Genomic DNA, 14,038 nt, shown 5'->3' on the forward strand with positions numbered 1-14,038 from the left:
TGACCTTCCCCCCAGAAACCGGTCCACCGTCGATGTGAGATTTCCGCTACGTTTACTCTGATAGCAGGAGATCTCACGATGAAGCGTAACCGACATACCGAAGAGCAGATCATCAGCATCCTCAAGGCCAACGAGCGCGGCGTCTCGATCGCCGAGCTGGCTCGGTAGAACGGCGTGACCGAGCAGACCATCTACCGCTGGAAGGCCAAGTACAGCGGCATGGAAGTCTCGGAGGCCAAGCGCCTGCGCGAGCTGGAGACCGAGAACGCCCGGCTGAAGAAGCTCCTGGCGGAAAGCGCCCTCGACAATGCTGCGCTCAAGGAGATTGTCTCGGGAAAATGGTGACGCCCGAAGCGAAGCGGCGTGCGGTGAAGCACCTGGTGGCAGGCGGCTGGCTCAGCCAGCGAGGTGCCTGCCGATTGCTGGGCCTGGCAAGGTCGGTTGTCAGCGCCGCACCCCCAGTCCGTGATCGACTGCTTCAGCCGCTATGCCTGGGGCCGCCTCTATACCAGCAAACTTCCCATCACGGCGGTGCATGTACTCAACAATGACGTCCTGCCCTTCTTCGAGGCTCATAACACCAAGGTCAGCACGGTACTCAGCGACAATGGCCGAGAATTCTGTGGCCGTAAGGACCAGCATCCGTATGAGCTGTTCCTTCAGCTCGAAGAAATTGAGCATCGCACCACTAAGGTTCGACGGCCTCAGAGCAACGGATTCGTCGAGCGGCTGCACCGCACCCTGCTGGACGAGCACTTCCGCATCCAGGGGCGCACCAAGTGGTACGAGGCCCTGGAAGAGATGCAGCAGGACCTGGACGACTATCTGGCCACCTACAACACAAAACGCCCGCACCAAGGGCGCAACATGAATGGGATGACACCCTATGCCGTCTTCAAGAAAGGGCTCCCCAAGGCGACGAAGAAGGAACCCAGGAAAACGGCAGAAAACACTGCTTAACTATAGGGAGCCCACGGGGGCATGTGTCAGGCGAATACCATCACTGTACAACCTGAAGTTTAATTTTATGAACAGCATTAAGCTTTAGCAACCAACAATCGCAAAAGGAAAACTCTACACCTATAAACCATCTTCTATACCCACCCATTAGTTTAAAAAATACGTCACATGAATGACGATGGCATACCGATGCACTACAGAAATATAAGACATCCTCATTCTATGAATGGGCGCGAAGAAAGATGATCTTTTATCTCTATCCCTCTAAGTTTTAATACCCTAGCAACAACTTCGATTAAGAAAGGATGCTTTTCAGAAAGCTTAATGGCTGCATAAGCAACCAAGCCAATAGCAGTAACTTGGTCAGCCATTGACAAGTTGACCAAGACATTAGCACTCCTAATATCATGCGAGAGAAAATATTTTATTGAGGCTCTGGCTAATGCTTTAGCGCTATTCTTCGAAGGAGAGAAAAACAAACCACTTTGAGAACCATATTTATCAACAATATCAACTCCATACGCACTGCGCTGCACTGCAGCCTGCCTTGCAAAATCAGCCAAGCGATGCTGCAATATTTTTTTCTCTATATCTGTTGACACACCATCTACGACAAACCTACGACGCTCGTATAACACCTCATCTAATATCAGTACCGAACCATGTTCGGTCATTCTCAGCCATAGATCTTTATCTTGTGCGAACTTAAAAAAATGCCTGTACTCTCCCACGTGATCATACACTTTCCTTTTGAACATCACTTCCCCGTGCGTTACAGGGGTTTTATCCAAGAAATCTGCATGATCCAATCTATTTTTCTTAACCCCCCTCTCCTCAATTTTACCATGATTGTGTCCGCCATAAATTTTCTGGGAAACACAACATGCTACCGCAACCAAGCTATCATCCTTCCTTAGTGCATTGTACTGAACTCGGAGTCTTGAGGAGTACGATATATCGCCGGCACCTTGAATAGCAACATAGGGAGCAGACGATTCCGAAATAGCACGCCTAATTGCTCCTACGAAACCTGTGTTATCTTGATGTATCACACGTAAGCGGGTGTCATCATAGCTATCTAGGACTTCTCGTACACTTGGATCTGTACTACCGTCGTTAACGATAACCACTTCAAAATTATCAAAATCTTGTGCCAATAGGCTATCTACGGTATCGCATATATAGTCGGCACGATTGTACCAGGCGCAGGCAACAACCACTTGGGGAGTTGATTGGCTCATAACATAGCTCCATTCAAGACCTGGTCAACGGGCAAGATATTACCTTCAAGAGAAACAAAGCGAGCCTCGGCTTGCATGTAGTGACCGGTATGTCCAGCGACGGCTGCACTGATGTGTTTAATTAATTTCAGCACATCCGTTGCGCTGGCTTCCCCAGAATTAACAATAAAATTCGCATGCATAGGTGAAACGAGCGCCCCTCCCACGCGATGCCCTTTGAAACCCAAGCGCTCAATGGCAGCGCCTGGTGGGCCAATATCGTCATACATTGCCGGATTGCTTTTGAAAACAGAACCACAATTGGGAAGCTTGCGTGGAAACTTTTTATTCCGCTCGGCCAAGATATTGAGCATACTTTGGCGAATTAGTTTTTTTTCATCAGGTAGAAAACGCAGCTTGGCTGCCGTGATAATCTCGCGATTGGCCTGATAGACAGAGCTACGATAGGCAAACTCGCACTGCTCAGCATCGCGATAGTGAATCTTGCCCATGGCATCAACGCTTTCAATGCTAACCACCGAGCTACCTATGCCCTTCCGCTGACTCCCGCCGTTCATACAAAGCAAACCACCCAGCGTGCCGGGGATGCCGCAGATATGCTCTGCACCGGTAAGGCCGGCTTGCATAATACGTCGTGCTAGGCCGGGTACCCAGACGCCAGCTTCTGCGTAAACAGTGTCTCCCTGGATCGACAGGTCGGACATTCGAGAGCCGATCTGGATACAGGGTACGCGCAACCCCTCATCGGCAAACAACAGGTTGCTGGTCGCACCGATAACCACATAGGGAACGTCTTGGGCTTTGAACAGCCGTATCGTTGATGCAAGCTGCTCCGTATTGGCCGGTCTGACGATGCAATCCGCGATCCCACCGATCTTCCAGCGGCTCAGCTTGGAAAGGTCGACATTCAGGTGCACTCCACTTGGGCAGATTGCCTCCAAGTACTCGATTAATGCAGGGGTTACCGGCCTGAGTGGATAAAGCCTTGCTGAGTCTCGCATCGTTATTACGCCACTCTATCGGTGACCGTGACCTCGACCCCAAGCTGCTGCAACTTATCCACCAGATCGTTGTAGCCGCGTAGTGCCATCTGCACATCGCGGATCACACTTTCCCCTTCCGAGCAGAGGGCTGCCATCACCAGCGCCATGCTGCCCCGTAGGTCGGTAGACTGAACCTCGCACCCTTGCAGGCGGGCAACGCCCTGGGTAGTGATGCGGCCGTGCTCCACCTCGATCACACCGGGGCTGAAGCGGTTCAACTGCTCCGCGTAGGCGATGCGCTCGGGGTAGCGATAGTCGAAGATCCGCGACTTGCCGTTGGCCTCCATACCCAGCAGGGTATAGAAGGACTGCATGTCGGAGATCACCCCCGGGTGGGTACCGCAGGCCAGTTCGAAAGGTTGTATTCCTTGGCCGTGAACGCAGTCGGGCGTCACATAGATGGCGCTGGAGTTTCGGTAAAGGTCAATACCTGCCTCTTGAAGGTGCAGCAGGGGCACGTCCATATGCTCGAAAGGCACGCCTTCCACCAGAATCTCGCCGCCGGACATCACACCGTAGACGATCCAGGTTAACGCCTCGATGCGATCGAGCATTACCTGGTAGGAAGCCCCGCGCAGCAGCGAACCCCGGCCATGTATACGAATCAAGCTATTCCCGTAGCACTCGATCTGCGCCCCCATCTGGCGCAGCATTCCGATCAAGTCTTCGACTTCAGGGGTGACGTAGGCATTGCGGATCTCGGTATCACCTTCGGCCACCGCCGCGCAGATCAGTGCGTTTTCAGTGCCGCCAACGGTCGAGATCGGAAAATCGATTTGCCCACCCGCTAACTTTCCCTCGACGATTAGGTAGTCTTGGGTCTCCTTGACCGCACAGCCGAGCTGGCGCCACACCATCATGTGCAGGTCATAACCGCGGGAGCCGATCTTGCACCCTCCTGGATAGGGCACATGAGCGATGCCGTTACGGATCAACTGTCCGGCAGCCAGCAAGTAGGTAGTGCGAATGCCCAGTTCGTAGCTGCGGATGGCGTGATGATCGAGTGAGGCGGTCACAATCTCGACGGTGCTTTCAACATCATCGATAGCGACCTGGGCCCCCAGCTCCTGGATGAAGCGTATCTTCGCCCTGGCATCGACCAGCTGGGTGGGGAAGTTGCGCAGCCTCACCGGCTCTTCAGTGAGCAGCGCGGCGGCCAGCAAGCGAGTAGCGGAGTTCTTGGCGCCGCTTACCACGACCTTGCCCTTGGGCACCTGTTTTCCTTTGACCAGCATGTCTTGAGGCATGTGAAGTCCCTTTGAGGCAATTGTCTGGATGGTCAGCAATCTGATTGAGAGGCACGATCAGCGAATGTTGGAATAGACGACGTAGAGCGTGAACAGGTAATGCAGCGCCAGACAGATGCTATACGCCGCGATGGTCACGGAAGCCGAAAGGCTCATGTGGTACGCCGCGGCAAAGACAGCGGCAATGATCACGGTTCTGATCAGGTTGATCGACAGAAACAGCTTCTGTTTATCGAAGACCGTCAGGGCATTGACCAGCGGTGAGGAAATGAACTGGAACAGCAAGTAGACCGACAAGATGCTGGCGAATACCCCCGCCTGCTGCCACTGCTCGCCGAATGCCAGGGTGAATAGCAGAGGCCCGCCCATCAACAGCACCACGCAGGGTGCGAGGCTGAGCAGAAACAGTCGCTTGATTACGGTAACCGTCAACCGGCGAATCTTTTCCGGTTGCTGCTTGCCGAGTTGAGAGATTTCCGCGAAGTAGGCCTTGCCGGTGGTATGACCAAATAGTTGGATAGGCAAACCCAGAGCCATCAACGCCAGCCCCAACTGCCCGGTCGTCTCGGCACCGAAAAGTGCCGCTGAGAATAGCAGAGGCGCCTGGGTGGCGAACACCATCAGAAACTGAGAGGGCAACCGATACTTGGGCAGATCGAGATAGCGCAGGGACAGGAAACGCATGCGCGGCCAGCTGACGGCTCGCGAGTGCTGGCGGAAGCTGTCGAGAAAGTACCGGGTCAGCGAGACCACGCCACCGCCCTGCTGTACCACTTGCCCAATCAGAAGCCCCAGCGGCTTGACCGCCAGAAGACCCAGTCCGATCTTCACCACAGAACCCAACGTCACCTGCCAGACTTGGGTACGCGCCATGGGCTTGAAGGCCTTCTTGCGGGTGGCCCACAGCGTCAGCAGCTCATAAAGGCTGGTACCCAGTATTCCCAGAGCGATCAGCCACCAGTACGGCTCCAGTGCCTCCATCGAGACGAGGGGCAACAGCCAGGGCCCCAGCGCCCAGATCAGCAGCGTCAGACCGGCCGTGCCTACAACGATCAATACCAAGCACAGCGACAGCAGATTCATCGCCAGGCGGTCACTATTGGGCAAGGGGATCGCCATCACATAGCGCAGGGTTACGACCGGGGCCAGGATCATCACTAGCGCAGTGAACACAGAGAGCACGCCGAAATGTTCCGGCGTGTAGAGGCGCGTGAGGATGGGGATGGCCGCCAGGCCGATCAGCTTGGCCGAGCCCGTGCCCAACGCCAGCACAGCCATATTCCGAAACACATCATGGCCGGCGCTTGGAGATAGTAAGCGCTTCTTTATAGCAGCAAGAGCTTTCAATTTTTAAGGCCTATGGAAGACATCACTTATAGGCATAGTTGTAATAGCCATACCCATACGCCGTAGCGGCCTTGCGCTCTATGGCGTTGAGGATGCAGCCCCGCACCTCTACCCCGGCGGTTTCCAGCCGGCGGCGGGCGATCTCGATTTCCTTGATGGGGTTTTTCTGGAAGCGCACCACCATCAGGGTGGTACCGCACTGCTTGGCGACCACGGCGGCGTCGGTCACGGCGAGCACCGGTGGGGTGTCGACGATGACCAGGTCGAAGCGCTGGCTGGCTTCTTCCATCAGCTGGCTGAAGCGCTGAGTGAGCAGCAGCTCAGAGGGATTGGGGGGTACGCTGCCACGCGAGAGGTAGCTCAGCCCTTCCTGGCTGGTGGAGCGCAGCACCTCGTCCAGGCTGGACTTGCCGGAAAGCAGTTCGGAGAGCCCGCCTTCGCTTCTGCCCTGGAAGGCGAAGTGAATGTGGCCCTTGCGCATGTCGGCATCGATCACCAGCACGCGCTGGCCGGCCTGGGCGCACACGGCCGCCAGGTTGATGGAAACGAAGCTCTTGCCGATGCCGGGGCTGGGGCCGGTAATCACCATGCGGTTGTCGCTGCTCTCCATCATGGCGAAGTGCAGGCTGGTGCGCAGGCCGCGCAGTGCTTCTATAGATGTATCGGCCGGGGCGCGCTCGGCCAGCAGCGCCATGGCCACGGCCTTGCCCTGGCGCTCCTTGCGCCGCCGCACTCGCTCGGTCAGCTTGTGCTGCCCTTCGGAGAGCGGCACGGTGGCGTACACCGGCAGGCCTATTTCTTCGATCTGCGCGGGCGATTCCACGCCGCGGTTGAGCAGGCCGCGCACCAGCACGAAGCCCACGGCCACCATGCCGCCCAGCAGGGTGGCGAGTATCACGATCAGCGACTTCTTGGGCTCCACCGGCAGGCGCTGCACCATGGCGCCGTCGAGTATGCGCACGTTACCCACGGTGCTGGCCCGGGCGATGTTCATCTCCTGCATCTTGTTGAGCAGCTGAACGTAGATCTCCTGGGTGACCTCCACGTCGCGGGTCAGCCGCAGCATCTGCTGCTGGGTTTCCGGCAGGTTGTTGATCTGGCTATTGAGCTGCGCGCGCTCGCGCTGCACCTGCTGCTTCTTCTCGTTCAGCGCGGCGTAGGTGGGGTGGCTCGGGGTGAAGCGTCGCGACACCTCGGCTTCGGAGAACTCCAGCTCGTTGAGCTGGCCTTCCAGGGTGACGATGCGGTCGAGTATCGCCTTGGTTTCCAGCGAGAGATCGACGCTGTCCTGCTGCATGCGGAAGGCGTTAAGGCTGTCCTCGGCCTGGCGCAGTTGGGCGCGCAGTTCCGGTGCCTGCTGCTCCAGGAATTCCAGGCTCTGCTCGGCCTCGGCGCTCTGGCGCTGGATGTTCTGGGTCAGGTACACCTGGCTGATGGCGTTAAGGGTACGCTGGGCACGCTGGGGATCGGCGTCGCTCACCGAGAGATCGAACAGGCCGCTGTCGCGGCCCTGCTGGCTAACGCTGAAGCGCGAGCGCAGGTCGTTGATCACGTCGAGCAGCGGTCTCTGCACCAGAACGAACTCGGCGCCGGGGGCGGCCAGCAGTTCGGCCACGCGCAGGGTTACCTGGCCATCAAGGAAACTGGCGTTCTCCCCTGCCCGGCTCTCGCCGAGCACTTCACCGTCAAGGCTCAGGCGGTAGCGCTGGCTGTCCAGCACCTGCAGGGTAAAGGGCTGGCCCTGGAAGCTCGGGCCCACGTGCAGCTCGCCCAGGTTCAGGGTTTCCCCGGCCCAGGCGGTGCGCCGGGTGAAGGCGTATTGATCGACGAAGGCCGGGCGCTCCACGCCACGGCGGGCGAGAAAGTCCCCCACCAGCGGCAGGCGGCGCGGCGTCACGGTAACGTCCAGGCGCTCCTGTTCCACGGCGCGGCCCAGCACAAGGCGCGAGCGCAGAATACCAAGCTCGGCATCGGGCTTGGTTTCTTCACCGAGCATGGCACGCACGTCCTGCATGGGATTGCTGAAGCCGGCCTTGTTCTCTACCTGTACCAGCGCATCGGCGCGGTAGATCGGCGTGGCCAGCAAGGCGTAGGCCACGCCGAGCACGGTAAACAGGGCGGTGATCGCGACGATCCACCATTTGTGATCGAGCAGCAGGCCGAACAGGCGACCCAGGTCGATCTCGTCGTCGGCCGGCGCCTGGGGGGCCGGTGCGGTGGGCTGGGCAACTTCAGACATGGTGTGTGGCGTTTCCGAGAAGTGAAGAGTAGGTGCCGCGGGTTCGTAGGGCGGGCACTTATAGCTTGGCAGTCCAGGCCTCGGTGGCATCCTTGATCAGCTGGTGGGCGTGTTCGAAGGCTTCGCGGCTCTTGCCGTAGGGGTCGGGTATCTCGCGGCCCTTGCCGCCATCGAGCCAGCGCCCCAGCAGCATGGTCTTGCCCATGGCCGCGGGTTCGATGTCGGCCACGGCGCGGCGCTGGCCATCGCTCATGACCAGTATCAGGTCGGCGCCCTGCAGTATTGCCGGGGTGAGCTGGCGGGCCTGGTGCTGCGAGACATCGAAGCCTTCGGTTTCGGCCAGAGCGCGAGCGGTGGGGTCTGCTCCCCGCCCCACCAGGGCACCAAGGCCGGCGGAGCTGAATTCACGTTCGGGCAGCCGGGTGCGCAGCATGGCCTCGGCCACCGGGCTGCGGCAGATGTTGCCGATACAGACCAACAGAATGCGCTGAAACATCAGAAGTCGTCTCGCAGGTCGCGGACGTCGCGCGTGGCGCGGGTGACCTGATACACCGCGGTCACGCTGGGCAGGATCTGAGTGATGACCCGGTTCCAGCGGCCCAGCGGGGTGGTGGTGACATAGACCACGTCATTGGGTTCCAGCAGGAAGCGCGTGCCCAGCATCATCGCCGTGGCGTTGCGTGCATCGAGCTGGTACACCGTGGCCAGCTGGCCGCTTTCGGCCGGTGCCTCGCGTATCACGAAGATGCCGCTGGCGTCGGCGCTGCCTTCATTGAAGCCGCCGGCCCGGGTCAGGGCGTCGGTCAGCGAGAGGCGCGAGCGGCCCATGGGCAGGCTGCGAGTATCGCCCACCTCCCCCATCACGAATACGTGCTGCGCCAGGTTGTCTGGCACGTGCAGCACATCGCCACTGCGCAGTACGCGATTCTGCTGCAGCTCGCCCCGGTAGAGCATGTCGTACAGGGAGATACGGTACTCCTCCCCATCGCGATTCAGCGTCACCTCGTGCCAGCTGGCCTCATCGTTGAGGCCACCGGCCTGGCTGATGGCGTCGAGTATGGTCAGCGGTATGTTGGTAATCGCCTGGTGCCCCGGCTGGTTGACCTCGCCGGTGACCAGCACCTGCTGCGACTGGAAAGAGGCCAGCCGAACTTCCACCTGTGGCTCTGCGATATAGGTTGCCAGGCGGCGCGCGATAATGTCGCGCACCTCCCTCACCGTCATGCCGACGACCTCGAGTTGGCCCACGTAGGGGTAGTAGAGGGTGCCGTCGCTGTGCACCACGTTGCCGGTTTCCGCCGCGCTGCGCTCGCCGCCGGCGGGAATGGTCAGTTGCGGGTGGTCGTAGACGATGATGCTGAGCACGTCACCCTTGCCGATGCGGTAGTCGTAGCCTTCCACCTCGGCCAGCAGGGAATCGCTGAGGCGGCGCATGTCGGCATTGCTCGGTGCCGGTTGCTGGGCCCGCACCAGGCCGGGCGTGATCGGGCGGATGTCCACCAGGTCATCCAGCGGGGCGCTTTCGGCCCGGGAGTCGATATGCCCGCCGGGGGCGTAGGCACAGCCGGCCAACAGGCCAGCGCAGGCCAGCAGGACAAACCGTGTGAGTCGGGTGTGATGCATTCAGCCAGCCCCTTGAGTTTCGTTCGGACACGCTACCGCCCCGGGGTGGTTGCAGGCGCATCCCCGAGGCCGGAAAAAAACAATCCCCCAGCCGGCAAGGCGTTGCTGGCGAGGGGACTCATGACGATGAATGATGACCGGTACGCGCCGTCGCCTTGCGGTGACAGGAATACTTAGGCGTAAAGAAACGTGGCGATACTACACACCTAATTACACTTTAACTATGTCCCTCATCATTTTTTCTGCTTTTGGATGAATGGATTACAAGATATATAGCTTATTGCTTACGACTAAAGTCGTATCTGTCAAAGAATACTATACATTAGCTGTCTTACGTCGGTAATATTCCGTGACTCAGTCTTTCGAATGATACAAAAGGTAACGCGTCGCCGGATGGCGACACTTCTGTGCACAGGGAGTTTCAGAAAATGATGATGTTCAAGGGTCTTGCGGTTGCGGCTATCGCCGGCATGCTACTTTCTCCGCTGGCGTCGGCTCAGCAAACGGGCGCTGCAGTCGGTTCTTCCACTTCGACCTCTGTGGCTGCCGCTCCGGCCGCGGCAGGTGGCGCTGCCGCCGGTGGTGCCGCCGCAGGCGGTGGCTTGGCGGGCATTGCAGCGGCAACCGGTCTTTCCGCCGCGGCGCTGACGGGTATCGCCATTGCCGGTGCAGTGGCCGTTGGCGCTGCCGTGGCTTCTTCCGGCTCCAGTAATGGTGGCTCTGGCACCACGGGAACCACCGGCACCTTCTGATGGGGCTAGTGCAATATCGAAAGCCGTTGCAAGGCCGCCTTCGGGCGGTCTTGCTGCTGTGTGGCGCCGCCTTCGGCCTGACCGCCTGCGCCAGCGATGGCCTGACCCCGCTTGGTGCTTCCCTGCAAACGGTGCTGCCCCAGCAGGGCGACGTAGCCGCGCAGGCAGCCGAGGTTCCCTATGCCTCGCTGTCGCTGCGTATGGGCAATCTGCAGGGGTTGGCCGTGATGGGCGCCCAGGCCAATGAACAGAGCTACTGGCCACTGACGGATGGCGCGATGCTCGCCCTGCATGCCGGGGGCCTGTACGCCACCAGCGGGCTGGAACAGGACCTGCTGGCGACCCATTACCCCGAGTCGGCGCCGCCCTGGCAACTCGATACTCCGGCCCGCTTCCAGCTGGTACGCCATTGGCAGAATGCCGAGGGCCAGCTGGTGCGCGGCGTGGCCCAGGGCACGCTGGAGTGCGAAGAGGCCGAGATGACCGCGCTGCCGCTGGGGGAACGCCTGCTGCAGCCGTGTCAGCAGCACCTGCAGTGGGAACATGGCCCGAGCCAGCGCGCCAGGCTGTGGCGCGATCCCCACGACCGCACGCTGTGGGCCGTCGATGAACACCCCTGGCCCGGGGCGCCACGCGTTCGCTGGCAGGTGGCCCGGCACTGGTGGGAATGATGTCCGTGAAGATGACCGTGAAAGTGGGCGCCATGCGGCTTCGCCGCCCTGTTCTCGCCCTGATGCTGACGCTCTTGCTATGGCCCACGGGGGCCAGCGCACAGCGAGAAGCGCCGGTCGCCGCCGCCATGCCGGGCACCCTGCTCGAGGCGTGGCTGACGTGGCAGGCCGAGCAGCCCGAACCGCTCGACTGGGCCTATAGCTTCGCCCTGCGCTCAAGCGATGCCGCCACGCTGGATGCCCTTCACCGCGAACTGCTCGCCGAAATCACCACGCTGCGCGATACCCTCACGCTGGTGGGTCAACAGCGCCAGGCGGACCAGTTGCAGGCGTGGCACCAGGCGCTTCAGCCGTTGGCCACCGCAGCGGCGCGTTCACCGGAGCGGCTCGACCTGCCCTGGCTCGCCGCTTCGCTGCGGCGAAACCTGCCCACCCAGCGGCTGGTGCACCTGGGCACCTGCGAGGCCCCCGACTGGGTCGAGCTGTGGAGTACCTCCGGGGTTACCCGGCTGGCGTGGCAGCCCGGCATGACCACGGCGGATGCCATCGCCCAGCTGCCTGCGGGCAGCCGAAACGAGCTGGACCAGGCCGCCCTGCTTTCGCCCCTGGGGGACACCACCACGCTGGGCGTGGCTCGCTGGAATCGCGAATCGCTGCCGCTGCCCCCCGGCGCTCGGCTGGTCCTGCTGCTACCCCGCCACGGCCTGGGCGGCAGTCTGGAAGGCAGCCTGGTCAACCAGCTGCTGGTGCGTTTTCTTGCCACCCGCCTACCCGGTGACGCTTGTACTCTATGGCCTACCCGATGATGTCTTGCGCCGGCCGGCAACTGACTAGCCGCCGCTTCCGCCTGCACCTGCTTGCCGTCGGCCTTGTTCCCGTACTGCTGCTGGGCAGCCCCTCGGCGATGGCGCTGGGCAGCGGCCAGAGCGATTTCGGCGGGGTCGGCCTGATGCAGACCCCCACGGCGCGCATGGCGCCGCTGGGCCATTTTTCCGCCAGCTTCAGCCGTACCGCGCCCTACCGGCGCTATGGGGTGTTCATTCAGCCCACGCAGTGGCTGGAGACAGGCTTTCGCTACGTCGAAATCGAGGACAGGCTCTTCGGCGAGCGTATCGCCGGCGAGCGCAACTATCTCGACAAGGGGCTGGATGCCAAGTTTCGCCTGATGCAGGAAGGCCCCTACCTGCCCGAGCTGGCACTGGGCCTGCGCGATGCCGGCGGCACCACCCTGTTCGGCGCAGAGTACCTGGTGGCCAGCAAGCGCTTCGGCGATGTGGATCTCTCCCTGGGCCTCGGTTGGGGCTACCTGGGTGCCAGTGGCGACGCCGGCTCCCCGCTGGGCTGGCTCGACAGCCGCTTCGATGAGCGTCCCGACGATTTCGGCGAAGGCGGCGGCCAGTTCGAGATCTCTCAGCTGTTTCGCGGCCCGGCGGCCCTGTTCGGTGGCCTGGAGTACCAGACCCCGTGGCAGCCGCTGGTGCTTCAGTTGGAGTATGAAGGCAACGATTACAGTGACGAGCCGGCCGGGGCGCCGATCCGGCAAGAGTCGCGCATCAACCTAGGCTCGCGGCTGCAGCTCGGCGAGAACCTCTCCCTGCATGCCGGCTGGCAGCGTGGCGATGCCTTCATGGCCGGGGTCTCGGTTTCCACCAATCTGGCGGGGCTCTCCCAGGTCAAGCAGGACCCGCGACCCATGCCGCTGGATGCCCCGGCGCAGGGCGACTGGCACGCCGTGGCCAACACAATGGAAGCCAATGCCGGCATACGGGTCGCCGACATCGAGCGCCGTGGCGACACCATCAGGGTAACGGCCGAGCCGCTGCGCTACCGCAACCTGGCCACCAGCGAGGGCCGCGCCGGGCGGATCCTGCACGCCGAGCTGCCGCCGGAAGTGAGCCAGTTCCGCTATCGCTGGCAGTCCCAGGGGTTGGAGCTGCGCGAAAGCGTGCACCCGCGGGACACCTTCGTGGCCGGAGTGGCCTCGACGGATGCGACAAGCGAACACCTGCAGGGCGTGTACGTGCATGCCCAACTGGACACCGCCGCGGGCGAGACCCTCTATCGCGGTGCGCCGCGGCGCTTCGACTACCATCTCGGCCCGGCCCTGGAGCAGAACTTCGGCGGCCCGGATGGCTACCTCTTTCGACTCTCGGCCTTTGCCGATATGGACTGGCACACGGATGCCAACGGCTGGCTGTCACTGCGGGGTGACGCCACCCTCGCCGACAACCTCGACAAGTATGAGTACATCGCCGGGTCCGAGCTGCCGCGGGTGAGAACCTATATCGGCGACTACCTCTCAAGCACCGATGTGGGCATTACCCAGCTGCAGTACAGCCGCACAGCCCAGTTGGCTCCCGACTGGTTCCTGCTGGGCTACGGTGGGCTGCTGGAAATGATGTACGCCGGGGTGGGTGGCGAAGTGCTCTACCACCCCTTCAACAGCCGCTGGGCACTGGGCCTGGATGTGAACCGCGTGCGCCAGCGCGAGTTCGACCAGCGTTTCGAGCTACGCGATTACCAGGCCTGGACCGGCCACCTCACCGCCTATGTCGACACCGGCTTCGAAGACCTGCTGGCCAAGGTCAGCGTGGGCCGCTACCTGGCCGGGGATCACGGGGTCACCTTCGACGTCTCACGGGAGTTCGACAACGGCGTACGCATGGGCGGCTGGGCGACCTTCACCGACGCCGGCAACGACTTCGGCGAAGGCAGCTTCGACAAGGCGCTGTATCTCTCGATCCCCCTCGATGCCTTCTTCGTGCGCTCGAGCCGCGAACGGACCGACATCGCGTGGCAACCGCTCACCCGTGATGGTGGCGCACGCCTGAACCGCCGCTACTCGCTGTTTGACCTGACCAAGGAGCGCAACCTGGGGAATTACTGGCAGCAGTTCGATGGGGTGTGGGAGTGAG

Annotated in this window: 11 protein-coding genes and 2 pseudogenes; 6 read left to right on the forward strand and 7 right to left on the reverse strand. The window is 61.1% G+C overall.

The window, feature by feature from the left end; translation table 11 throughout:
• Positions 1–78: 78 nt before the first annotated feature.
• Positions 79–437, forward strand: a pseudogene (locus LY622_RS16180) (transposase); the annotation flags it as partial.
• Between the two features lie 22 nt (positions 438–459).
• A pseudogene (locus tag LY622_RS16185) lies at positions 460–960 on the forward strand (integrase core domain-containing protein); the annotation flags it as partial.
• 215 nt (positions 961–1,175) lie between these two features.
• Here LY622_RS16185 and LY622_RS16190 read toward each other — a convergent pair.
• From LY622_RS16190 to LY622_RS16220, 7 genes are read right to left on the reverse strand one after another with little or no spacing between them, the layout of a single operon-like run.
• Positions 1,176–2,201, reverse strand: coding sequence for a glycosyltransferase family 2 protein (locus LY622_RS16190; protein ID WP_234291839.1), 1,026 nt, complete (start codon positions 2,199–2,201; stop codon positions 1,176–1,178).
• Positions 2,198–3,202 (reverse strand): UDP-N-acetylmuramate dehydrogenase, encoded by a 1,005-nt coding sequence (murB, locus tag LY622_RS16195; protein WP_234291840.1) that lies wholly within the window; start codon positions 3,200–3,202, stop codon positions 2,198–2,200. The genes LY622_RS16190 and murB overlap by 4 nt, the downstream gene beginning before the upstream one ends.
• Positions 3,203–3,207: 5 nt before the next feature.
• Positions 3,208–4,491: a UDP-N-acetylglucosamine 1-carboxyvinyltransferase gene (locus tag LY622_RS16200; protein WP_234291841.1), complete on the reverse strand. Its 1,284-nt coding sequence runs from the start codon at positions 4,489–4,491 to the stop codon at positions 3,208–3,210.
• Positions 4,492–4,548: 57 nt separating this feature from the next.
• Positions 4,549–5,838, reverse strand: a complete 1,290-nt coding sequence (locus tag LY622_RS16205) for a lipopolysaccharide biosynthesis protein (RefSeq protein WP_234291842.1) — start codon at positions 5,836–5,838, stop codon at positions 4,549–4,551.
• A 22-nt stretch (positions 5,839–5,860) separates the two neighbouring features.
• Entirely contained in the window at positions 5,861–8,077 is a 2,217-nt protein-coding gene (locus LY622_RS16210) for a polysaccharide biosynthesis tyrosine autokinase (RefSeq protein ID WP_234291843.1), read from the reverse strand.
• Between the two features lie 58 nt (positions 8,078–8,135).
• Positions 8,136–8,573, reverse strand: a complete 438-nt coding sequence (locus LY622_RS16215; protein ID WP_234291844.1) for a low molecular weight protein-tyrosine-phosphatase — start codon at positions 8,571–8,573, stop codon at positions 8,136–8,138.
• On the reverse strand, positions 8,573–9,700 hold the full coding sequence (locus LY622_RS16220) for a polysaccharide export protein (protein WP_234291845.1): 1,128 nt from the start codon (positions 9,698–9,700) through the stop codon (positions 8,573–8,575). The genes LY622_RS16215 and LY622_RS16220 overlap by 1 nt, the downstream gene beginning before the upstream one ends.
• A 428-nt stretch (positions 9,701–10,128) precedes the next feature.
• On the opposite strand from LY622_RS16220, the gene LY622_RS16225 reads away from it, so the two are divergent.
• Genes LY622_RS16225 through LY622_RS16240 form a run of 4 tightly spaced genes read left to right on the forward strand, consistent with a single transcriptional unit; the run spans position 10,129 to position 14,037 of the window.
• Entirely contained in the window at positions 10,129–10,452 is a 324-nt protein-coding gene (locus LY622_RS16225; protein WP_234291846.1) for a hypothetical protein, read from the forward strand.
• 26 nt (positions 10,453–10,478) lie between these two features.
• Positions 10,479–11,123, forward strand: a complete 645-nt coding sequence (locus tag LY622_RS16230) for a YjbF family lipoprotein (RefSeq protein WP_234291847.1) — start codon at positions 10,479–10,481, stop codon at positions 11,121–11,123.
• Entirely contained in the window at positions 11,123–11,929 is an 807-nt protein-coding gene (locus LY622_RS16235; RefSeq protein WP_234291848.1) for a capsule biosynthesis GfcC family protein, read from the forward strand. Before LY622_RS16230 ends, LY622_RS16235 begins: the two co-directional genes overlap by 1 nt.
• A complete protein-coding gene (locus LY622_RS16240; protein ID WP_234291849.1) occupies positions 11,914–14,037 on the forward strand; it encodes a YjbH domain-containing protein in 2,124 nt (707 codons plus the stop codon). The genes LY622_RS16235 and LY622_RS16240 overlap by 16 nt, the downstream gene beginning before the upstream one ends.
• Position 14,038 lies beyond the last annotated feature (1 nt).

It is taken from the genome of Halomonas alkalisoli (assembly GCF_021412585.1).
Lineage (GTDB): Bacteria > Pseudomonadota > Gammaproteobacteria > Pseudomonadales > Halomonadaceae > Halomonas > Halomonas alkalisoli.